This is a genomic window from Nocardia sp. NPDC050378 (assembly GCF_040655675.1).
Classification (GTDB): domain Bacteria; phylum Actinomycetota; class Actinomycetes; order Mycobacteriales; family Mycobacteriaceae; genus Nocardia; species Nocardia coubleae.
Map to the genome: position 1 here is coordinate 192,577 of NZ_JBFAKI010000001.1, position 21,432 is coordinate 214,008.

The window sequence follows — 21,432 nt, forward strand, 5'->3', positions numbered from 1 at the left end:
AAACGATCTTGCGCGACACAGCGATGAACCACTGCGTCCTGCGGTTTTCCTGACGAAACCCGCAGCGACAGCAGTACTCTCGGATGTTCCGGCACCGGGAGGATGCCGGGACAACACACCATCGGATGGGGAAGAATATGTACCTTGACCTGCTGACATCGGCCGCACTGGTCGACCCACAGGTGCTCGCGAGCAGCATCGACACGTTCGTCGGCTCGGATCTGGTCACCGAACTGGCCGCGAAGAAGAAGGGGAAGAAGAGCAGCAAGGGTCTCATCATCGGCGGCGTGTGCTGCCTGCTGGTCGTCCTCGCCGTCGTCGGCCTCGTCTTCATGCTCAAGAACAAGAAGAAGAACAACCAGCCGCCGAACCAGCCGCCCTACGGCGGCGGCCCGGGACAGGGTGGTCAGCCGCCTTACGGCCAGCCGCCGTACGGCCAGCCATGATCTGATTTCGCCGGGCTCGCGGCAGCGCGCACGCGCGCCGCGAGCCCGCACCTGTACCGCCCCTGGACGACAAGTCACCCCCTCATGGGGCACAGTGGGTGACGTGCAGCTGATTCTCGTGCGTCATGCCCAGCCCGACAAGGTCGTGGCAAGTACCACCGCCGCCGATCCAGGTCTCACCGACATCGGCCGCAGTCAGGCCGAGCGGGTCCCCGCCGCGCTGGCCGCCCACGAGATCACCCGCATCGTGTCGAGCCCCCAGCGACGTGCCCGCGATACCGCCGCACCGACCGCGCTCGCCCGCGACCTGCCCGTCGACATCATCGACGACCTCGCCGAATACGACCGCGATTTGCCCGCCTACATCCCCATCGAAGACGCCAAGACCGAATTCGCCGACGCCTACACCCGGATCAAGGCCGGTCTGCTGCCCGAGCAGATAGACGGACCCGCCTTCACCCGTCGCGTGCTGAGCGCCGTGGAACAACTCGTGGCCGCCACCCCGCACACCGAGACGGTCGTCGCCTTCGCCCACGGCGGGGTCGTCAATGTGCTGCTCGCCGACATCCTCGGCCTGGCCCGCCCGCTCACCTTCCCCGTCGACTACTGCTCGATCACCCGGATCCTCTACTCGCGCAGCGGCACCCGAACGGCGGCGACGATCAACGAGTCCGGTCACGTGTGGGATCTGCTGCCACGCAACCTCGCCCGAACCACATAGAAAAGCCGGGTGCGGGAAATCCCGCACCCGGCTTCACCTGCGAAAACTCAGGCGTGCGAGGCGATCCAGTCGCGCATCCAGGTGATGGCGGTGTGTCCGCCACCCACCGAGTAGCTGCCGTACAGGTGGTGCGCCTGCGACTTGTAGAACTGCTCGAGATCCTTGGCCCGCTTCTGGTTCGCCGCGTCCGAGAGCTGCGCCTGCAGCACCGGCACACCGCCGTGGGCCATCAGATCCTGCATGATCGCGCCCGCCTCGATCTGGTAGCGCCACAGGTTCGCCGGGTTGGCGTCCGAGCTCTGCGCCAGGAAGCCCGCGAACCGGGTGACGAAATCGTCGGTCGCGGTGGCGCAGTACAGGTCGTCGACCGCGCAGATGGTGCGGGTGCGGTCGCTGAGCCAGCCGAAGCCGCCCGGCCGCGCGCCACCGGCACCCGCGCCCTGTGCGTGCGGGCCGACCTGCACGTCCCCGGGTGCGCGGCGCGGATCGGAGATCAGGCCGACCGCGGCCACTCGATCGGCCGGAATGGTGCTGAGCCCGGTGCCGATCTCGGCCGCGAGATCACCCGCGGCGTCGGCGCCCTGGCTGTAGCCGACAAGGGCGGCCTTGGTGTCACCGCACTGTGCGAGCTTGGCCGAGATGAGGCCGCGCGCCGAATTCACCGCTTGTTTCTTGGAATTGCCGTAGACATCGCCCTCCCACGGGAAGGCGGTCGCCGCGTAGGTCACGTAGTCGACGTCGACATTGCGCGGCAGCCCGTTGGTGACGCCGGACAGCATGCCGGGCCCCGGCGGCTTGTCGATGCCGGTCTCCCATGTGCCGGGAATGGCGACGACGTAGAGACTCGGGCAGGCAGGCGCCGCACTGGCACTCCCGCTGCCGACAACGATTCCGGACAACATCGCCGCGGACGCACCGAGCGCCGCGACAATCTTCTTCACCTGCATACCGCTCCAGTTCCACCTTGCTCGCCGCTGGAGAGCAAACCCCGTTTACGTGTGGCTCCCAGACCTCGCCGCGAATCACAATAGAGGTACTACCGCGCCTGTGCCACATGAGTATGACGAGCTTGTCCGATCGTTGTCACAGAATTCATTTCGGCCGAGTGAGCCCGCGACTCACCCGGCCCGCGCCGGCCTAGACCTCGAGCTCCTCCTCGATGCCCTTGAGCCGGTGGCGGGCCAGGGCGAGGTTGGCGCGGGTGCGGTCCAGCGCCAGGTAGAGGAAAAGCCCCTTGGACTTGCGTCCGGTCATCGGCCGGATCACGTGGTACTGACCCGAGAGGGTGATGAGCATGTCCTCGATCTCCTCGTTGAGACCGAGCTGCTCGATGGTCCGCAGCTTCGCGCGCACCACCTCGGTGTTGCCCGCCGCCGCGACCTGCAGGTCCAACGACTTGCTGCTGCTGAGCATTCCGAGGGCCATGCCGCTGCTGTAGTCGACGACCGCGGCGCCGATCGCGCCGTCGATCACCATCATGTCCTTGAGCGCCAGATCCATATTCGACATGTCGTACCTTTCAATCGTGCGCCGCCGCCAGATGAGCGGCGATGGCGCGAGCTACCGGACGCGACTCCAGGTGGAGCCGGCCGACGTTCACATCCGGGCCCGCGAGCACGGTGAGCGCGGTGTACCCGGCGGCGTAGATCACCACCTGCCCGTCGCTGCCGTGCACGACGACCTCGTTGAAACCACCGCCGTGCGCGGTGCTCGCCAACCGGTACGACAGCGACAGCTGCGCGGCGGCCAGCGCCGCCATCCCGGCCGGTTCGATATGGGCGGGTAGGTCGTGTTCGATGAGCAGGCCGTCGCTGGAGGCGACGACCGTGCCGGTGAGGTGGGGGACGCGCTCGCGCAGGCCGGTGAGCTCGGCCTGGACGGCCGGATAGCTCTGCGGCAGCGGTCGCGTGGTCTGGTCCTGGCCGTACGGGGTCGGTCCGGTGAGCTCGGAACCGGTCGGCTTACGTTCGGGCAGCGGCATTTTGGTCAACTTTTCCCTCCACTCGCCGAGCAGGTTCCTGCGCCCGGTCATGCCAGCTCCGCCAACGCCGTCCTGATGCGGATCAGGAGCGCGCGATCCACCTGCTGCCAGGGTTGGTCCACCGGGGGTGTCCGGGAGTAGGTTTCCGTGCTCTGGGAGTTCTGGTCCGCGGTCCGGGAGGTGGTGCTCGCGACAGGCGTTGTCGCATCCGGGGTCCGGGCGGTCGTGTCAGAGGTACGAGTTGTCGCGTCGGGGGTCCGGGCGGCCGCGCTCGCTTCCTCGACGAGCGCGTGCCTGCCCGGAGTCGGTGGGGCTACCGGTGATGGGACGCGGCGCGGGAGCGGTGGGGCCGGATTCGCCGCCGATACCACCCGAGCAGACGCGATCAGCGCCGAGCCACTGATCGAATTCTCCTGCGCTGCGGCGTAACCCGTGCCCGATGGCGCTGCATGACGACCGTGCTCAGGCAGGGGCGCCGGGCGGGCGTGACGCTCGGGCTCGACGGGTTCCGGCGCCTCGATCAGCCCGGCTCTGGTCAGGTCGCGGACGGCGACGAGGCAGCCGTAGGTGGTCCGGCCGAGCTCGCGGGCGATGTCGGCGATGGTGCGATGGTTGTCGGCGGCGGCGAGTACTTCGGCCTGGCCGACGGTGAGGACCGTGCGTTTGCGTGGCCGATGCGCGGGCGAGACGGGGACCGTCGACACCATGTCGGCGGTCCACGGACCGGCCTCGGGGCGTCGGCGCCGCGCGCATTCGCTCACCAGTGCGTGCGGCGCGATCCGGCACACCGGAGCGAGCCAGTGCTCCTCCGTCGGAACGAACTCCGCTTCGGCTTCGGTTTCGAGCAGAAAGTAGGCCGCGTCGTAGGCCGAGAGCCGCGCGAGAGTCTCCAGGCGTGGGCGGCGCAGCAGCGCGCCCGGCTCGCCCGCGCGGGCGCGGCGCAGATCCTCGTCGGTCGCGACACCGGCTTCGACGGCCAGCCGGTCGAGACCGATGGTGCGCCGGCAACCGACGGAGGCGATAGCGCCACGGGCCAAATGGAATTCGCCGTCGCCGGCCCGCAATATGCCGGTGGAGCCCTGTTCTTCGAGCCGCTGGAGTTCTTCGGCGAGGGCCGCGCTCATCGGCGGGCCATTTCTTCCAGCGCGGCCTTGAGCTGATAGCGCGCCATTCCCAGATTGGCGCCGGCGCCGTCAAATACCGCGTGGACGAAAAGTCTTCCCTCGAAATCGCCGTCGAGCAGGTGCAGCAGGTGAAAGCCTCTGTCACGGCAGACGATCAGTTCGCGGACGTCGTCGTCGGTGGCGGTGCTCGAGAGCGCGGTGCACGCGAGGACCGTCCGCATGACGTCGGTGGTTCCCGCGGCGTCCTCGTGCTCGTCGACGATGTCGTGCGCACCGACGGCGGCCACCGCCAGGCCGCTGGCACCGTCGACCAGCGTCACGCCGCACGCACCGGGAATGTCCATGATGCGTTTCAGGCAGCCGTCGAGAGAATTCACCCGCACCCCCGGTCTGTCCTCGAAAATGTTCGACAGCACGAGACGCTATACCCGCCCGCAAATTTCCGCATCCCGAACGCGGGAAAATTACTGCGCCCCCGAAGTTTGCTGGTGGTTGCTGGAAAACCGCTCGGTATCAATACTTTTCGGTAACCGACGGACTGGTTCGCCGACATCCATCGAAGCCCGTGGTCAATCCCGGTTTCCATCATTCAGCGACCCGGTGGCGAACTTCCGTTTTAATAGTCTTCGCAGAACTCGCCATAGTGCGAATGCACGTCAGCGCCACTCAGCGGGTGCCCCCACTTCGGTGGTGGCCGATGACAGGGCAGAACCGAGTCGAGGAGTCGTGTTCGAGGCGGACCGGATCAGCCGGCCGCGCGGCGATACCAGGATTCGGCTTCCCGGTGCGCCCCTTCGGATTCGAGGACAGCCGCGAGATTGGCCATCGCCTTCGGATGACCGAGATCGGCGGCGCGCCGGAAGCAGCGCCGGGCCGCCGTGATCGCGCCCCGCCGACGCAGCAGCAGACCGAGATTGTTGATCGAGTCGATGTCGCCCGCCGCGGCCGCCTCGTCGTACCACGCTTCGGCGTCGTCGAGCCGGTTGTCGTCCTCGAGCAACCGCGCGAGGTTGTACATGGCGTCCACGTGCCCCGCGAGTGCCGCGTGGTGGTACCAGGTTTCGGCTTCGGCGATGTCGCCGCTCTGATACAGCATGGTGGCCAGGTTGTACATGGCGTTGCCGTTGCCGCCCGCCGCCGCCCGCCGATACCAGATCTCGGCCTCGGCCAGCTCCCCGAACTGATCGAGCAACACCGCGAGATTGTTCATCGAGCGCGTATGCCCCGCCGCCGCCGCCCGCCGGAACCAGTACTCCGCACCCTCGTAATCGCTGTGATCATGGTAGAAGTGGGCAAGGTTGTGCATAGCGGTACCGTCACCGCGCTCTGCTGCGCGGCGCAGATACGCCAACGTTCCCGGCGGCAACGGCACAGCTCCCCCTCGGATCTCCCGTACACCTCGTCACGGAAAGTCTATGTGCTGCAAGGAAGATCGGCCACGTCCATTATCGGCACCCCTAAGTCTTTGAGCGCCTTAGGGATTCATACCCGACGCATATCCCTGGCAAACTCCGGCGCCACCTGCGGTGTGACGACGAAGGCGCCCACGGACTGGCGAGTCCGTGGGCGCCTTCGGTCGAACTGATTACCGCTGGGCGACAGCGGTCGGGGGGATCGGCGCGGGGAGCGCGGTTTCGCCCTCGAGGTACTTGTCGACGGCGGCCGCGGCGGCGCGGCCTTCGGCGATGGCCCAGACGATGAGCGACTGGCCGCGGCCCATGTCGCCTGCGACGAAGACGCCGGGGATGTTCGTGGCCCAGTTCTTGTCGCGCTGGACGTTGCCACGGCCGTCGTAACCGACGCCGAGGTCGGTCAGCAGGCCCGGCTTCTGCGGGCCGACGAAGCCCATGGCCAGCAGGACCAGGTCGGCTTCGAGGGTGAAGTCGGTGCCTTCGACCTTCTCGAAACGGCCGTTGACCATCTTGACCTCATGGGCCTCGAGGCCGGTGACCTTGCCGTCCTTGCCGACGAAACGCTCGGTGTTCACGGAGAACACGCGCTCGCCGCCCTCCTCGTGCGCCGAGGAGACCCGGTACATGAGGGGGTAGGTCGGCCACGGGGTGGAGCCTGCGCGCTCCTCCGGCGGACGGGGCATGATCTCGAACTGGTGCACCGACTCGGCACCGTGGCGGTGCGAGGTGCCGAGGCAGTCGGCGCCGGTGTCGCCGCCACCGATGATGACGACTTTCTTGCCCTTGGCGTGGATGGGCGGCAGGCCTTCTTCGTCGGTGATGTCGTCGCCGAGCTGCACACGGTTGGCCAGCGGCAGGAACTCCATGGCCTGGTGGATGCCGTCGAGCTCGCGGCCCGGGATCGGCAGGTCGCGGGCGATGGTGGCGCCACCGGCGAGCACGATCGCGTCGAACCGCTCACGCAGCTGCTCGGCGGTGATGTCGACACCCACGTTCACGCCGGTCTTGAAGATGGTGCCTTCGGCCTCCATCTGCGCCAGACGCCGGTCGATGACCGACTTCTCCATCTTGAATTCCGGGATGCCGTAGCGCATCAGGCCACCGATGCGGTCGTCGCGCTCGAACACGGTGACGGTGTGACCGGCACGCGTGAGCTGCTGCGCGGCGGCCAGACCGGCCGGGCCCGAACCGACGACGGCGATCTTCTTGCCGGTCAGGCGGGTCGGGTACACCGGGGTGACCCAGCCCTCGTCGAAGGCGTTCTCGATGAGTTCGACCTCGACCTGCTTGATGGTCACCGGCTGCTGGTTGATGCCGAGCACGCACGACGCCTCACACGGCGCCGGGCACAGGCGCCCGGTGAACTCCGGGAAGTTGTTGGTGGCGTGCAGCCGGTCGATGCCCTCGCGCCACGAGTCCTTGTACACCAGGTCGTTCCACTCGGGGATCAGGTTCCCGAGCGGACAACCGTTGTGACAGAAGGGGATACCGCAGTCCATACAGCGGCTGGCCTGCTTCTGCAGGGTCTCGTGGGAGAACTTGTCCTCGTAGACCTCTTTCCAGTCGAGCAGACGCAGCTCGACCGGTCGACGCGCCGGGAGTTCCCGCGAGGTGTGCTTCAGAAATCCTTGTGGGTCAGCCACGAGCCGCCTCCATAATCGCCTCGTCAACGTCCTTGCCGCTCTTCTCGGCTTCGGAGATGGCGAGCAGAACCTTCTTGTATTCGCGGGGCATGACCTTCACGAAGTGGTTCACCTGCTGGGACCAGTCGCTCAGGATGCGTTCGGCCACAGCCGAACCCGTCTCGTCGCGGTGGGTGCTGATGATGTCGCGCAGCCAGGTGAAGTCGTCACCGGAGAGCTGCTCGATCGCATCGGCCTGATCCGGGTTGACGCGCTCGGCGAGCGTGCCCTCCGGGTCGTAGACGAACGCCACACCACCGGACATACCGGCACCGAGATTGCGGCCGGTACCACCGAGGATGACCACGCGGCCACCGGTCATGTACTCGAGCGCGTGGTCGCCCACACCCTCGACGACCGCGGTGGCGCCGGAGTTACGCACGCCGAACCGCTCGCCCGCGACACCGTTGATCAGGATGCGGCCGCTGGTGGCGCCGAACATGATCACGTTGCCCGCGATGATGTTGTCCTCGGCGACGAAGCCGGCGGGTGCGTCCAGCGACGGGCGGACCACGATGTGGCCACCCGAAAGGCCCTTGCCGACATAGTCGTTGGCGTCACCCTGCACACGCAGCGTGATACCGGCCGGGACGAACGCGCCGAAGCTGTTGCCCGCCGAACCGTTGAAGGTGATGTCGATGGTGTCGTCGGGCAGGCCCGCGCCACCGTAGAGCTTGGTCACCTCGTGGCCGAGCATGGTGCCGACCGTGCGGTTCACGTTGGTGATCTTGGTTTCGATCTTCACGGCCTTGCCACGCTCGAGCGCGGGCGCGGCCTGGGCGATCAGCTCGTTGTCCAGCGCCTTGTCCAGACCGTGGTCCTGGGTGCCGGTGCAGCGGGTGTCCTGGTTCATGAACGCCGTCTCCGGCATGTCGAGAATCGGGGACAGGTCGAGCTTGGCGGCCTTGAAGTGCTCCTTGGCCTTGGCGGTGTCGAGCAGGTCGACCCGGCCGATGGCCTCGTCGAGCGTGCGGAAGCCCAGCTCGGCGAGCAGCTCACGCACTTCCTCGGCGATGAACAGCATGAAGTTCTCGACGAACTCGGGCTTGCCCGAGAAGCGCTCGCGCAGCACCGGGTTCTGGGTGGCGATACCCACCGGGCAGGTGTCGAGGTGGCACACGCGCATCATGATGCAGCCCGAGACGACCAGCGGAGCGGTCGCGAAACCGAACTCCTCGGCGCCGAGCAGGGCGGCGATCATCACGTCGCGGCCGGTCTTCATCTGACCGTCGACCTGGACGACGATGCGGTCGCGCAGGCCGTTGAGCAGCAGCGTCTGCTGGGTCTCGGCCAGGCCGAGCTCCCAGGGACCACCCGCGTGCTTGAGCGAGGTGAGCGGCGAAGCACCGGTACCACCGTCGTGGCCCGAGATGAGCACGACGTCGGCGTGTGCCTTGGACACACCGGTGGCGACGGTGCCGACACCCGGCTCCGCGACAAGTTTCACGTGAATCCGAGCCTGCGGGTTCGCGTTCTTCAGGTCGTGGATCAGCTGCGCCAGATCCTCGATCGAGTAGATGTCGTGGTGCGGCGGCGGCGAGATGAGACCGACGCCCGGCGTGGAGTGACGCACCTCGGCGACCCACGGGTACACCTTGTGCGCGGGCAGCTGACCGCCCTCACCCGGCTTGGCACCCTGGGCCATCTTGATCTGGATGTCGGTGGCGTTGGTCAGGTAGTGCGCGGTGACGCCGAAGCGACCCGACGCGACCTGCTTGATCGCCGACCGGCGCCAGTCGCCGTTCTCCTCCACCTCGAAGCGAGCGGGGCTCTCGCCGCCCTCACCGGAGTTGGAGCGGGCACCGAGCCGGTTCATCGCGATAGCGAGGGTCTCGTGCGACTCGGCCGAGATGGAGCCGTAGCTCATCGCGCCGGTCGAGAACCGCTTCACGATCTCCGAGGCGGGCTCGACCTCGTCGATGGAGATCGGCGCGCGCAGGCCCTTCTTGAACTTGAACAGACCACGCAGCGCGGCGAGACGCTCGGACTGGTCGTCGACCAGCTTGGTGTACTCCTTGAAGATCGAGTACTGGCCGGTGCGGGTGGCGTGCTGCAGCTTGAACACCGTGTCCGGGTTGAACAGGTGGTACTCGCCCTCGCGACGCCACTGGTACTCACCGCCGACCTCGAGCTCGCGGTGCGCGCGCTCGTTGCGGTTCTCCAGGAACGCGGTGCGGTGGCGGATGGCCACCTCTTCGGCGATCTCGTCGAGACCGATACCGCCCAGCGGCGAACGCAGGCCGGTGAAGTACTCGTCGACCAGGTCCTGGGCCAGGCCGATGACCTGGAACAGCTGGGCGCCGTTGTAGGAGGCGAGGGTGGAGATGCCCATCTTCGACATCACCTTGAGCACGCCGTTGCTGGCCGCGGTGCAGTAGTTCGCGACGGCCTTGCGGTAGTCGGCGGCCAGGTCGCCGGTGCTGGCGGGCAGCGACAGCGAACCGCGCTCGAGCATGTCCTCGATGGACTCGAAGGCCATGTACGGGTTGATCGCGGCGGCGCCGAAGCCGACGAGGGCGGCCATGTGGTGCACCTCGCGGGCGTCACCGGCCTCCACGACCAGACCGACCATGGTACGGGTGCGTTCGCGCACCAGGTGGTGATGCACCGAGGAGGTGAGCAGCAGCGACGGGATCGGCGCCAGCTTCTCGTTGGACTCGCGGTCGGACAGCACGATGATGCGCGCGCCACCGTCGATCGCGGCCGAGACCTGGGTGTTGATGGCTGCCAGGGCCTTGCGCAGGCCCTCGCCACCCTCGGCGACCGGGTACAGACCACGGACCACGACCGACCGCAGCTCGGGGTGGCTGCCGTCGTCGTTGATGTGGACCAGCTTGGCCAGCTCGTCGTTGTCGAGGATCGGCTGCTCGAGCGCGATCTGCTTACACGACTCCGGGCCGGGGTGCAGCAGGTCGGCCTCGGGGCCGATATTGCGCTTGAGGCTGGTGACGACCTTCTCGCGGATGGCGTCCAACGGCGGGTTGGTGACCTGCGCGAACAGCTGCGAGAAGTAGTCGAACAGCAGGCGCGACCGGTTCGACAGCACCGCGATCGGGGTATCGGTGCCCATCGAGCCGAGCGCCTCACCGCCGGTCTTGGCCATCGGGGTGATGAGCAGGCTCAGGTCCTCGGTGGTGTAACCGAAGATCTGCTGACGGATCAGCACGCGGTCGTGCGACATGTGCACGTGCGGGCGGTCCGGCAGGTCGGCCAGGCGGCTCACGCCCGCGTCGAGCCATTCCTGGTACGGCTCGGCGGCGGCCAGTTCCGACTTGATCTCGGCGTCGGTGACGATGCGGCCCTGCTCGGTGTCGACCAGGAACATCTTGCCCGGCTGCAGGCGGATCTTCTGCACGACAGTCGACGGGTCGATGTCGAGCACGCCGACCTCGGACGCCAGCACGACCAGGCCGTCCTCGGTGACCCAGATGCGGCCCGGGCGCAGACCGTTGCGGTCGAGCACGGCGCCGATCTTCTTGCCGTCGGAGAAGCAGACCGAGGCGGGGCCGTCCCACGGCTCCATCAGCATCGAGTGGTACTCGTAGAACGCCCGCAGCGCGGGGTCCATGTTCTCGTTGCGCTCCCACGCCTCGGGGATCATCATCATGATCGCGTGGTGCAGGTCGCGCCCGCCCAGGTGCAGCAGTTCGAGCACCTCGTCGAAGCGGGCGGTGTCGCTCGCGCCGGGGGTACAGACGGGGAAGATCTTGTTCAGGCGGTTGTTGCCTGCCTCGTCCTTGCCGAACACGTCCGAACGCAGCAGCGCCTCACGCGCGCGCATCCAGTTCTCGTTACCGGTGACGGTGTTGATCTCACCGTTGTGGGCGACCCGGCGGAACGGGTGCGCCAGCGGCCACGAGGGGAAGGTGTTGGTGGAGAAGCGCGAGTGCACGATGCCGATGGCCGACTCGACGCGCTCGTCCTGTAAGTCCAGGTAGAACGCGCGTAGCTGCGGCGTGGTGAACATGCCCTTGTAGATGAAGGTCTCGCCGGACAGGCTCGGGAAGTACACCGACTCCTTGCCGACCGCACCCTCGCCGGGGCCCGCGTTGCCGAGCTCGTGCTCGATGCGCTTGCGGATCACGTAGGCGCGACGTTCCAGGTCCATGCCCGAGAGCTGCTCGGCCGAGTTCTTGGGCGAGCCGATGAACAGCTGACGGAAGGTCGGCATGGCATCGCGGGCCAGCGCGCCGAGCGAGGATTCGTCGATCGGCACCGCACGCCAGCCGAGTACGGCCATGCCCTCTTCGGCGACGATCTTCTCGACGCCGTAGGCGGCGCGCGCGGCTTCGCGGCGAGCCTGCGGGAGGAAGGCGATGCCGGTGGCGTAGGAACCAGCTTCAGGCAACTCGAAGTCGACGACCGCGCGGAAGAACTTGTCCGGGAGCTGGATCAGGATGCCCGCGCCGTCGCCGGAGTTGGGCTCCGCGCCGGCGGCACCTCGGTGCTCCAGGTTCAGCAGTGCCGTGATGGCCTTGTCGACGATGTCTCGACTGCGTCGTCCGTGCATGTCGGCGACGAATGCGACGCCGCAGGCGTCGTGCTCGTATGCCGGATCGTAGAGCCCGGTGGCACCGGGTGACCTGTGGCCAGGAAGTTGCGTCATGCCTCTGCCTTCAAGAAAGTCGGCTGTCGATGATCGGCCACCCAGCAAGCTGAGCGTGGACCCTTCGTCGTTTCGCCTCCGTCAAGACTGCGTCCGTACGATCCGAAACCAGCGGCGATGATGGTTTGCGGCGTGCAGTCACGTCTCCAGTTGTCCACCCGCTTCGTTGACGTAGTGGGGGTGCTCAGAGGTAACGGGACGCTTACCTGTCCCTTACCTCCGCGCGGGGTTTCACCCGCTACTCTTGGCCCGGTTTCACCGGACCCCGAACAGGTGGTTGTGCCGAACAAGGGTGCGTTCGGCGTAAGAGCAAACGATAAGTCAGACCGCAGACCCAACCAACTAAGGTTGGGCTTAGTAACCCTGTCTAGCTGGGGTTTGTAACGCAGCCCGTATCGTCACGCGCGTCGTCCAGTGTAAAGCAGGGCGGGAGCCGGATCGATCCCGCAGAACCGGCGCCGACCTGCGCGAACATCGTCGACGGGCGAGCCGGAACCGGCCGGAGGCGTGTGACCTTCGACCGAACTCACCTGCATCGCAGCAGGATTCCCCAGCAAAGTGCAGGTCAAACCTATGGTTTCCCGCTAACCGGGGCCACCGGCGGTGAGATATTCCCGACAGCGCCCCGACATGCCCTGGTAGCCAGCCGACCGTACGGTCTGCGAGTGAGACGCTCTTCACAGCACATATCCAGCTAACTCGCGGCAGTGTCGTTCGCCACACGAGGCCCCCGGAACGGGCGCCGATGCGGCTCGCCGGGGCCGACACGCCGAGGTCGGCGGCCCACGGCGAGTGCCGGCGCGATGCCGGGAGTTCAGATCTGTGAGGCTGACCACAAATACCGCTTCGCCGCTCGGTGTGGCGGCGCCGGGCCTGTCACGCTGACACCACGAATCCATGACAGTTTCGCCACGCGAAAGAACCGGGGAGAAGGTATGACCGGCACACTCGCCTGGCTCGGCGGCGGCCTCGTCACGCCTTCGCGCGGAAACGACGGGCCCGACCACGCCGGATACGTCGTCACCGGCGCCGCGGTGGCGCTGTTCGCCGTGGTCGCGGGGCTGGTCACCGCCGTCGCGCTCGCCGCCGCCGACGGGATCGGGTTCTTCTTCGTCGTCGTGCTCGCGCTGCTCGCCGCCGTGGCGGCGGGCGCGATCGGGCGGGCGCTTGCCACCAGGAACACGACCGACGACCGGCGCGGCACCGCCGCGCGCCTCGGAGTCGGCGTGCTGGCCGGAGTGTTCGTGGCCGAGCTGGCCACCACCGTGCTGCTCGGCGGGACCGTCGACCGCGAGCTGGACGTGCGCGCCCACGCCGATGCCGAACAGGCGCCCGCCGTGGTCACCGCGCGCGCCGAGTACGACCTCGCCGTCGCCGACCGCGCCGCGCTCGACGCGTCCATCGCGACCGCGCAGGCCGACATCGACCGCAACCTCGTCATCGCGCGCTGCGAGTTCAATCCGACCCCGGAGTGCCCACAGACCCGCATCACCGGGGTTCCCGGTCGCGGACCCGAGGCCCAGACCGCCAACGAGATGCTCGACGACGCCCGCAAGCAGCTCGCCGCCGCCCAGGCCCGCACCGACGGCCTCGACCAGCGCGTGCGCGCCGAAACGGCCGAGCTGGCCGCGGCCCGCGCCGACGCCTTCGCCGAGGGCGATCGCGGGATCGGTGCCCGCTGGCTGGCCATGAACGGCTACACCGCCGATCACCTCGGCGGCGCCGCGCTTCGCCTGCTGATGCTGGTCACCGCAATCGCACTGGCACTGTCGCCGCTGCTGCTGCGCTGGTGGCGTGGGGAGACCGCGCTGGACCGCAAGGTCGCCGCCGACGAGATCGCCGACCGGGCCGAACGCGCCGCCGACGCCGCCATCGCGGTGAAACAGGCCGAGGTGCGCACCGAGACGGCCGTGCTGCGGGCCGAGCAGGAACTCGACTCGCAACGGCTGGCCATCGAGGCCGACGGCGTGATCGATCGAGAACGTCAGCGAACCAGGATCATCGCCGCGATCGGCGGTTTCGAGCTCGGGTACACCGAGCCGCATCGAAAGGACGAGTCCGTGGCTCTGGAGCCGACTTCGCAGCAGCAGCTGCCCGCCGGATACCTCCCGCACGCCCTGCCGCACGGCCAGACCGGTGCGCTGGTACCCGCCGCGCAGGCACCGCCGCAGGCGCCGACCGGTGGCGGGCTGGAGCTGCCGATCATCGGGACCGTGCCGTTCACCGACACCGCCGCGCGCTGGATCCGGCCGCTCGTGCCGTCGTTCGTCGCCAATGCCATCGACTCGGCCACGCATCCGCTGCGGACGGCGCGGCAGGCGTTCGAAGAGGTCGAGGAGGTGACCTTCACGCTGCGCCGCAGCCGGAAGGTGACCGTCGATACCCAGGACTCGCAGCAGCAGTTCCAGCAGGCGCCGCAGCAGCCGTACCAGCTGGCGCCCGGACAGCAGGGTTACCTGCCCGCGGGTTATCCACAACCGCAGTACAACCCGTACGCGCAGCAGATCGCGTCGAACGTGGTGGACGCGCCCGGCCGGAACTACCACCCGGATCCGCGTCAGTACCCTGGGCAACCGAGCTACACCGCGGTGCCAGCAGGACAGGGCACGGCGCTGCCCGCCGCCGGGCAGGGTGAGCTGGCCGGGTCGGATGCGCAGGAGCTGCCGGGTGGTCAGCAGCGTCAACTGCCGCCTGCTAGATAACTCAGTGGACATCTGTTCACTGAGTGGCAGCGGTGATCGAGCGCACCGACATACTCCGGTTGTGAACGACAAAACGCGCGGTACTCAGTTGTTATACATACCTGATTCGCCAGTGACCTAGCTAACAGGTTGGCCAGTTCGGGTTGATTCGGTTTACAGTTCGAAGGTGATCAGCGACGTACGCTCCGGGACGTCTTCGCCCTGGGGTTCGCCCCTGCTCGGACCCGCCGAGGAGAAGGCGACCATCCGCCGGGTGCGGGTGCAGTTGCTGCTCACCGCTCCCCTGCTCATCGCCAACCTCATCGGCATCGCGATGACGATCGTGCTCGCGGGGTTCGTGCTACCGGGGCCGAGCATGTTCACCGGGCGACTGCTGCTGGTGAACGCCGTGTTCACGCCGCTGTGCGCGGTGGCCGCGCTCGCGATCGGCACGGTGTGGGGGACCGTCGCCGGGCTGCGAACCATGCGCTGGGCCACCGACCCCGAGCACGTGCCGACACCGGCCGAACAGCGCGTCACCGTCTCGGCGCCGCGCTGGATGGTGCTGCAGCAGGCGATGCTGTGGACTTTAGCGCTCATCGTGCTCACCGTTGTGTACGGCGTGATCGAGCCGGGACTCATTCCCAAACTCATCCTCGCCATCGGGTCGGCCGCGATCGTGGTGTGCGCCAACAGCTATCTGATCGTCGAATTCGCGCTGCGGCCCGTCACCGCGCGGGTGCTGCAAGCCGATCCGCAACGCCGTCGCGGCATCGGCGTGTTCGGCCGCACCATGTTGTCGTGGCTGGTCGGGGTCGGTGTGCCGGTGGCGCTGGCGATGGTCGTCGCCATCTGGGCGCTGGCCGATCCCCAGGTGAGCAAGGCGCGCCTGGCCGTGTGCGTGCTCAGTCTCGGCGGGTCGGCGCTGCTGTTCGGCATGGTGCTCATGGCGCAGGTGGTCGCCGCGACGGTCGCGCCGATCCGTGGCGTGCGCCAGGCGTTGCGCCGCGTGGAGAACGGCGACCTCGACGCCGAGATCGCGCTCTACGACGGCACCGAACTCGGTGAGCTGCAGAGCGGCTTCAACCACATGGTGCACGGCCTGCGCGAACGCGCCATGATCGAGGACCTGTTCGGCAAACACGTCGGCCACGACGTCGCCATGGCCGCCATCGCCTCGCGCCCCGTCCTCGGCGGGACCGAAACCGAGGCCGCCGCCCTGTTCATCGACATCATCGGCTCGACGACCATGGCCGCCACCCTCCCCGCACCCGAGATCGTCGGCATCCTCAACCGCTTCTTCGACATCGTCGTCGACGAGGTGGAACGCCACGGTGGTCTGCTCAACAAGTTCGAAGGCGACGCGGCCCTTGCCATCTTCGGCACTCCCGCGCCGCTGGACGACGCGGCGGGCGAAGCTCTTTCATGTGCCCGCGCCATCCAGCGCCGCCTGCGTGACACCTCCGACCTGGACGCGGGCATCGGTGTCGCCGCCGGGCGCGTGGTCGCGGGCAATGTGGGCACCCACAACCGCTACGAGTTCACCGTCATCGGCGACGCGGTCAACGAGGCGGCCCGCCTGTGCGAACTGTCCAAGCAGTACGAGCAACGCCTGCTCACCTCCGCGACCACCCTCACCAAGTCCGCGCCGACCGAAGCGAACCACTGGACCCTGGGCGAGCAAGTCACGCTGCGTGGCCGCCTGCAACCCACCCACCTCGCCCTGCCGCACACTCCGTGAACCCACTCCCCCGGCCCGGCCCCGCTAGACTCGGGCCGTGCGCCCCGTCGTGACCACGGTCGGCGCCGTCGGGGCGGGCATCGATCCGGCACAAACGCCGACGGTCCCGATCCGCCCCCTGCGATTTCGTGAACTGCTCGACGAGCCGTTCGCCCTGATCCAAGCCCATATCCGGCCGCTGGCCGCGCTCGCGGGGGCAACGCTCACCCTCGCCGTACTCGGTGTTCTCGGCATCACCGGCCTGGTCTCGCATCTCACCGACGGCTCCGACGCGGGTACCGCGTGGGCGGCGGTGCTGGCAACGGCCGCGTTCGTGTGGTTGTCGCGGTTGATGCTGCGGGGCACGACCGTCGCCCTGGCACTGGCCGACTTCTCCGGCGCGCGCATCGGCCTGCGGGCGGGCATCCGGACCGCCGCACACCACGGCGGGCCGCTCGTGCTCGCCCAGATCATGTTCTCGCTCATCGGCATCGGCGTGCTGGCGGTCGGCAGCCTGCTGGTCATCACCTATCCGCTCGCCCTGATCTGGCTGTCGAATCTGCGGGCGCGCCGGTTCGTCACCGAACCCGCGATCATCGCCGAGAACGCCGGCTACCGCCAGGCCGTTGCCCGCTCGAAAGACCTGGTGGCGGGCGCGAACTGGAGCATCGGTGGTCTCTGGCTCACCCAGCGGGTGCTGTTCGCCGTGCTGGCGGTGCCCGCCTTCGGTATCCCCTTCTTTCTGTCGGACTTCTCCGGCACCCACCGATGGGCCTTCATCACACTGGTGGTCGGTGGTCTGCTGCTGGTGGTGACGGTCGCCGAGATCGTCGAATCCACCAGCCGGGTGCTCTGCTACATCGACCGCCGTTGTGTCCGCGAAGGGCTCGACATCCGCATTCCGGGTGCGAACCGATGAACGACAACCAGTTCGGTCCCCCGCCACCGCCCCGGCTCGGCCCGGCCGCCGACCACCGCGCCGAAGCCGAGAACGCCGCGGGCCGCCGCGATTTCGACCGTGCCGTACGGGAACGCTTCCGCGCCGTCCTGCGCGGACTGGAGCAGAACGGCAGCCTGCCGGTACGCCGCTCACGCACCGCGCGGGAAACCGCCGACGACGCGACCCTCGCCCTCCCACCCGAACAGTCCACCGAATTACATCCGGCGGCAAGAACTTTCGACGAGGTCGTGTACGGCGGCCGGCGCGCTACCGAGGACGAATACCGTCACCTCGAATACGCCGACCGCTACTCCCAGCACGCGCCACCACCAGCCGCCGAGCCGGTCGACATCGAGATCGTCGACACCGAACCCGCACCGCGGCGACAACTTCCGCCGCTTCCGGCGATCCTGCGTAACCCACGGTTCTGGGCCGTCCTCGCGGGCATCCTGTTCCTCGGCCTGCTCCTGTACGCGGGCCTGCAATCCTGCGGCGCGCCCAACGCACCCACCCCGCCCGACCCGCCACCGGACATCGACAGCCCACCGGACCGGCCCGACGACCTCCCCGACCCCACGGGCAGCGACTCGATCTTCAGCACCCTGCCCGGCTGGCTGGCCTACGGCGGCCTGCAGCTGCTCATCGCCTTCGCCGTCGTGGTGTGGTGGCGGGCCCGCAGACGCGGCGCACTGGTCGGCGAACCACGCCCGGTGGAAGTGGCCGCCAACGAACTGCTCGCGGGCCAAGCCGGGCTGTACCGCCGCTCGGGCGACGTGGCGTACGTCGCCCACATCCTGCGCTCGGCAACGCTGCGCCGAATCCGGCCACGCCTCGGCGCCCGAACCGACGACCAACTCGTCGCGACCATCGCCACCCGCCTCGGCACCCCGGCCCCCCGAATCGGCACCGTACTGTTCGGCCCGGTGCCCGACGAACCAACCCTCTACCACGTTGCCGCACACCTCGAATGGATCGAGACGGAGCTCGGATGACCGACAACACTGTCCTGCAGAAGACGCCGACCGCGGCCGAGGCCGGGGCGGCGTTGGCCGCCTTGCGTACCGAGATCGGTAAGGCGGTGGTCGGGAACGATCAGGCCGTGCTGTACCTGGTGCTCGCGCTGCTGTGCCGGGGGCACGTGCTGCTGGAAGGTGTGCCGGGCGTGGCGAAGACGCTGCTGGTGCGCGCGCTGGCCACCTCGCTCGACCTCGAGCACGCCCGGGTGCAGTTCACCCCCGACCTGATGCCGGGCGATGTCACCGGGTCGCAGATCTACGACCCGCATTCGGCCGAGTTCACCTTCCGGCAGGGGCCCGTGTTCACCAACCTGCTGCTGGCCGACGAAATCAACCGCACCCCACCGAAAACCCAGTCCTCGCTGCTGGAATCGATGGAGGAGCGCCAGGTTTCGGTGGACGGACAACCCCGGCCGCTGCCCGACCCGTTCGTGGTGATCGCCACCCAGAACCCGATCGAGCAGGAGGGCACCTACCCACTGCCCGAAGCGCAGCTCGACCGGTTCCTGTTCAAGGTCGACATCCGACTGCCCGAACGCGACGACGAGTTCCGCATCCTGCAGCGCCACGCCAACGGCTTCGACCCACGCGATCTCGGTGCGGCCGGGTTGCGGCCGGTCGCGGGCCCCGAGCACATCGCGGCCGCGCGCGCCGCGGTGGGCCAGGTGACGGTGAGTCCCGAGGTGCTCGCCTACATCGTCGACCTGTGCCGGGCCACCCGGTCCTCGCCCGCCGTCGCGCACGGTGCCTCGACCCGTGGCGCCACCGCGCTGCTCGCCGCGGCCCGCGCCTTCGCCTGGCTGAACGGGCGCGGGTACGTGACCCCCGACGATGTGAAAACCGTTGCGGTTCCGGTGCTTCGGCACCGTCTGCAGTTGCGTCCGGAGGCCGAGCTGGACGGGGTGAGCGCCGAGGGTGTGCTCGCGTCGTTGCTCGGCTCGGTGCCGGTTCCGGTGTAGCGGTGGTCGTCACAGGCCGGTTCGCGCTGCTCGCCGCGATGGCGGGTGCGCTGGTGATGTTCGCCGTTCCGTCGTTCGGTGGTGTGCTCGGCGCGAGTTCGCTGCTGCTCGTCGTCCTGCTGATCGATGGGGCGCTTGCCGCCCGCCCGAACACGCTGACCGTGACGCGCGAACCGTTGACCGTCGTCCGGCTGGGCCGGGAGACGGAAGTGGAACTGGCCGTGACCAATACGGGCACCACCACGGTTCGCGGGCTGCTCTGGGATGCGTGGCCCGAGAGTGCGCGCGCCGAATACCGCACGCGGCGCCTGGCTTTGGCACCGAACACCCGGATCCGGCTCCGCACCAGGTTGACTCCGGTGTATCGGGGTGACCGGGTGGCGGGTCCGGTGACAGTGCGCCTGCTCGGACCACTCGGCATGGCCGGACGGCAGACCCGCGTCGACGCACCCGCCCGCGTTCGCGCGCTGCCAGCCTTCCGCAGTGAGCGCCTGCTGCGGTCGAAGGTGAAGCGACTGCACCACCTGGAGGGCCGCAATGTCGCCAATACCCGTGGTCAGGGCACCGAATTCGATTCGTTCCGGGAGTACGTGGCAGGCGACGACGTGCGCAGCATCGACTGGCGGGCCACCGCGCGCGCCACCGATGTGCTCGTGCGCACCTGGCGGCCCGAACGCAACCGGCACATGCTGATGGTGCTCGACACGGGCCGGGTGAGCGCGGGCCGGGTGGGCGACGGCACCAGGCTCGACTGCGCGATCGAGGCCGCCCTGCTGCTCGGCGGACTGGCCGGCGCGGCGGGCGACACCGTCGACCTGCTGGCCTACGACCGCACGGTGCGGGCGGAGGTGAGCGGCGCCGGTGGTGTGGGCCTGCCGATGAAACTTATGCACACCCTTGCCGGGGTCACGCCGCAGCTTGTGGATACCGACACCGACGGCCTGGTTCGCACCGTGCTCGCCCGGGTGCGCAGGCGCGCGCTGATCGTGTGGTTCACCAGTCTCGACGGTCCGACGGTCACCGAACATCTGCTGCCCGCGCTGCCGACGCTCACCCGACGGCACCGGGTGCTCATCGTCTCGGTGACCGACCCCGACATCGCCGCCGCCGCTCGCGACCGGGAAACCGCCGATGCCGTCTACACCTCGGCCGCCGCCGAGACCGTGCTGGCCGAGCGCGCGGTGGTGCGGGAATCCCTGCGCAGGCGCGGGGTCGCGGTGGTCACCGCGGCGCCGGATCAACTGCCGGAGGCGCTCGCCGACGAGTATCTGGAGCTCAAGCGGTCCGGTTCGCTCTGAGTTGTGGACAGCCGGAGTTTCCACCGGCGCTCACAGTTCATGCACCGATTCACCAACAGGTTGTCCACAGGGTGAGCCTGTGCACAACTTCTCAGCGCAGCGAAAGCTGCTGGCGCCGAGACAGAATCGCGCCGATCACGTGATACGGGGGATAGCCCGCGGGCACCTGCGCGCGGACCGCCGCACACATCGACTCGGCCAGCTTCGTCCCCAGGTGGTGCTGGGCGGCCGGGGTGAGGGTGCGCAGCCTGGTGAGGTACTGCCGTGCGGCCGTCGCGAGGTCGTCGGACAGGCCGGTCGGGTCGAGCTGCGCCGCCCAGCCGGTGAGCCACGGTGGTGCGGCCGCCAGCGCGGGCCGGGGAAGCTGCTGACGGGTGTGCACAACCACCGTGCCCGCGAGTACGTCACCCACGCGCCTGCCCTCGCGTGAGCACAGCGAGGTGATCACCGCGACCGCGCCGAAGCCACCGAGCATCCAGAAGTCGACGATCGCCCCCGCCAGCCCACGGGTGAGCGCATGCCGGAAATCCGTCGGGCCCGCATCGGCGCGCACGACCCGCAGCCCGAACGCCATCTTCCCGAGGGAACGTCCACGCGTCAGGGTTTCGCTGCACACCGGGTAGCCGACCAGCACGGTCACGATGGTGACCACCCCGAGCACCGAGATCCACGCCTCGTCGGCGGCGCTCCACAACAGCATCAGCATCCCGGCGTAGAACAGGCAGAAGGCCAGCGTCAGCTGCAGCATCAGGTCGATCAGGAAAGCGCCCGCACGGCTGGGGATACGCGCGATGGGAAGTTCGAGCGCCACCGCTTCGCCGGTGGTGAATTCGGCCATGTGGCTAG

The 21,432-nt window shown here is 68.4% G+C and carries 17 protein-coding genes; 8 read left to right on the forward strand and 9 right to left on the reverse strand.

Annotated features, from left to right (window positions below; translation table 11 throughout):
* Positions 1 to 125 precede the first annotated feature (125 nt).
* Both AB0I35_RS00895 and AB0I35_RS00900 read left to right on the forward strand, forming a co-directional pair.
* Positions 126 to 446, forward strand: a complete 321-nt coding sequence (locus tag AB0I35_RS00895; RefSeq protein WP_357393181.1) for a hypothetical protein — start codon at positions 126 to 128, stop codon at positions 444 to 446.
* Positions 447 to 549: 103 nt separating this feature from the next.
* Complete coding sequence (locus tag AB0I35_RS00900; RefSeq protein ID WP_357393183.1) at positions 550 to 1,167, forward strand: histidine phosphatase family protein; 618 nt, start codon at positions 550 to 552, stop codon at positions 1,165 to 1,167.
* 47 nt (positions 1,168 to 1,214) lie between these two features.
* On the opposite strand, the gene AB0I35_RS00905 is transcribed toward AB0I35_RS00900, so the two are convergent.
* The 8 genes from AB0I35_RS00905 to gltB all read right to left on the reverse strand — a co-directional run bounded on the left by AB0I35_RS00905 (position 1,215) and on the right by gltB (position 11,972).
* Complete coding sequence (locus tag AB0I35_RS00905; RefSeq protein ID WP_357393185.1) at positions 1,215 to 2,114, reverse strand: cutinase family protein; 900 nt, start codon at positions 2,112 to 2,114, stop codon at positions 1,215 to 1,217.
* 190 nt (positions 2,115 to 2,304) lie between these two features.
* Positions 2,305 to 2,676 (reverse strand): hypothetical protein, encoded by a 372-nt coding sequence (locus AB0I35_RS00910; RefSeq protein ID WP_357393187.1) that lies wholly within the window; start codon positions 2,674 to 2,676, stop codon positions 2,305 to 2,307.
* Positions 2,677 to 2,686: 10 nt separating this feature from the next.
* Positions 2,687 to 3,199 carry a roadblock/LC7 domain-containing protein gene (locus AB0I35_RS00915; RefSeq protein WP_357393189.1) on the reverse strand — a complete coding sequence of 171 codons (513 nt, stop codon included), beginning with the start codon at positions 3,197 to 3,199 and terminating at the stop codon, positions 2,687 to 2,689.
* Positions 3,196 to 4,272, reverse strand: coding sequence for a hypothetical protein (locus AB0I35_RS00920; protein ID WP_357393191.1), 1,077 nt, complete (start codon positions 4,270 to 4,272; stop codon positions 3,196 to 3,198). The genes AB0I35_RS00915 and AB0I35_RS00920 overlap by 4 nt, the downstream gene beginning before the upstream one ends.
* Entirely contained in the window at positions 4,269 to 4,592 is a 324-nt protein-coding gene (locus AB0I35_RS00925) for a hypothetical protein (RefSeq protein ID WP_357393193.1), read from the reverse strand. The genes AB0I35_RS00920 and AB0I35_RS00925 overlap by 4 nt, the downstream gene beginning before the upstream one ends.
* Before the next feature lie 425 nt (positions 4,593 to 5,017).
* Positions 5,018 to 5,578, reverse strand: a complete 561-nt coding sequence (locus AB0I35_RS00930; protein ID WP_357393195.1) for a tetratricopeptide repeat protein — start codon at positions 5,576 to 5,578, stop codon at positions 5,018 to 5,020.
* Between the two features lie 279 nt (positions 5,579 to 5,857).
* Positions 5,858 to 7,327, reverse strand: a complete 1,470-nt coding sequence (locus AB0I35_RS00935) for a glutamate synthase subunit beta (RefSeq protein ID WP_067644101.1) — start codon at positions 7,325 to 7,327, stop codon at positions 5,858 to 5,860.
* A complete protein-coding gene (gene gltB / locus AB0I35_RS00940) occupies positions 7,320 to 11,972 on the reverse strand; it encodes a glutamate synthase large subunit (RefSeq protein WP_357393197.1) in 4,653 nt (1,550 codons plus the stop codon). Before gltB ends, AB0I35_RS00935 begins: the two co-directional genes overlap by 8 nt.
* Positions 11,973 to 12,907: 935 nt before the next feature.
* Here gltB and AB0I35_RS00945 point away from each other — a divergent pair.
* The 6 genes from AB0I35_RS00945 (at position 12,908) to AB0I35_RS00970 (ending at position 20,586) form a co-directional block, all read left to right on the forward strand.
* Positions 12,908 to 14,674 (forward strand): DUF4407 domain-containing protein, encoded by a 1,767-nt coding sequence (locus AB0I35_RS00945; protein ID WP_357393199.1) that lies wholly within the window; start codon positions 12,908 to 12,910, stop codon positions 14,672 to 14,674.
* Positions 14,675 to 14,840: 166 nt separating this feature from the next.
* Positions 14,841 to 16,394: an adenylate/guanylate cyclase domain-containing protein gene (locus tag AB0I35_RS00950; RefSeq protein WP_357393201.1), complete on the forward strand. Its 1,554-nt coding sequence runs from the start codon at positions 14,841 to 14,843 to the stop codon at positions 16,392 to 16,394.
* Between the two features lie 37 nt (positions 16,395 to 16,431).
* Positions 16,432 to 17,292 (forward strand): hypothetical protein, encoded by an 861-nt coding sequence (locus tag AB0I35_RS00955; RefSeq protein WP_357393203.1) that lies wholly within the window; start codon positions 16,432 to 16,434, stop codon positions 17,290 to 17,292.
* A complete protein-coding gene (locus AB0I35_RS00960) occupies positions 17,289 to 18,305 on the forward strand; it encodes a DUF4129 domain-containing protein (protein WP_357393205.1) in 1,017 nt (338 codons plus the stop codon). Before AB0I35_RS00955 ends, AB0I35_RS00960 begins: the two co-directional genes overlap by 4 nt.
* Positions 18,302 to 19,288, forward strand: coding sequence for a MoxR family ATPase (locus AB0I35_RS00965; RefSeq protein WP_357393207.1), 987 nt, complete (start codon positions 18,302 to 18,304; stop codon positions 19,286 to 19,288). The genes AB0I35_RS00960 and AB0I35_RS00965 overlap by 4 nt, the downstream gene beginning before the upstream one ends.
* A gap of 2 nt (positions 19,289 to 19,290) precedes the next feature.
* Positions 19,291 to 20,586 carry a DUF58 domain-containing protein gene (locus AB0I35_RS00970; RefSeq protein WP_357393209.1) on the forward strand — a complete coding sequence of 432 codons (1,296 nt, stop codon included), beginning with the start codon at positions 19,291 to 19,293 and terminating at the stop codon, positions 20,584 to 20,586.
* 91 nt (positions 20,587 to 20,677) lie between these two features.
* On the opposite strand, the gene AB0I35_RS00975 is transcribed toward AB0I35_RS00970, so the two are convergent.
* A complete protein-coding gene (locus AB0I35_RS00975) occupies positions 20,678 to 21,424 on the reverse strand; it encodes an RDD family protein (RefSeq protein WP_357393211.1) in 747 nt (248 codons plus the stop codon).
* Positions 21,425 to 21,432: the final 8 nt, after the last annotated feature.

Coding starts and splice junctions, on each gene's coding strand:
- AB0I35_RS00965 (WP_357393207.1), top strand. CDS start 18,302: ATGACCGACAACACTGTCCTGCAGAAGACGCCGACCGCGGCCGAGGCC.
- AB0I35_RS00960 (WP_357393205.1), top strand. CDS start 17,289: ATGAACGACAACCAGTTCGGTCCCCCGCCACCGCCCCGGCTCGGCCCG.
- AB0I35_RS00915 (WP_357393189.1), bottom strand. CDS start 3,199: ATGACCGGGCGCAGGAACCTGCTCGGCGAGTGGAGGGAAAAGTTGACC.
- AB0I35_RS00895 (WP_357393181.1), top strand. CDS start 126: ATGGGGAAGAATATGTACCTTGACCTGCTGACATCGGCCGCACTGGTC.
- AB0I35_RS00975 (WP_357393211.1), bottom strand. CDS start 21,424: ATGGCCGAATTCACCACCGGCGAAGCGGTGGCGCTCGAACTTCCCATC.
- AB0I35_RS00930 (WP_357393195.1), bottom strand. CDS start 5,578: ATGCACAACCTTGCCCACTTCTACCATGATCACAGCGATTACGAGGGT.
- AB0I35_RS00945 (WP_357393199.1), top strand. CDS start 12,908: ATGACCGGCACACTCGCCTGGCTCGGCGGCGGCCTCGTCACGCCTTCG.
- AB0I35_RS00905 (WP_357393185.1), bottom strand. CDS start 2,114: ATGCAGGTGAAGAAGATTGTCGCGGCGCTCGGTGCGTCCGCGGCGATG.
- gltB (WP_357393197.1), bottom strand. CDS start 11,972: ATGACGCAACTTCCTGGCCACAGGTCACCCGGTGCCACCGGGCTCTAC.
- AB0I35_RS00910 (WP_357393187.1), bottom strand. CDS start 2,676: ATGTCGAATATGGATCTGGCGCTCAAGGACATGATGGTGATCGACGGC.
- AB0I35_RS00920 (WP_357393191.1), bottom strand. CDS start 4,272: ATGAGCGCGGCCCTCGCCGAAGAACTCCAGCGGCTCGAAGAACAGGGC.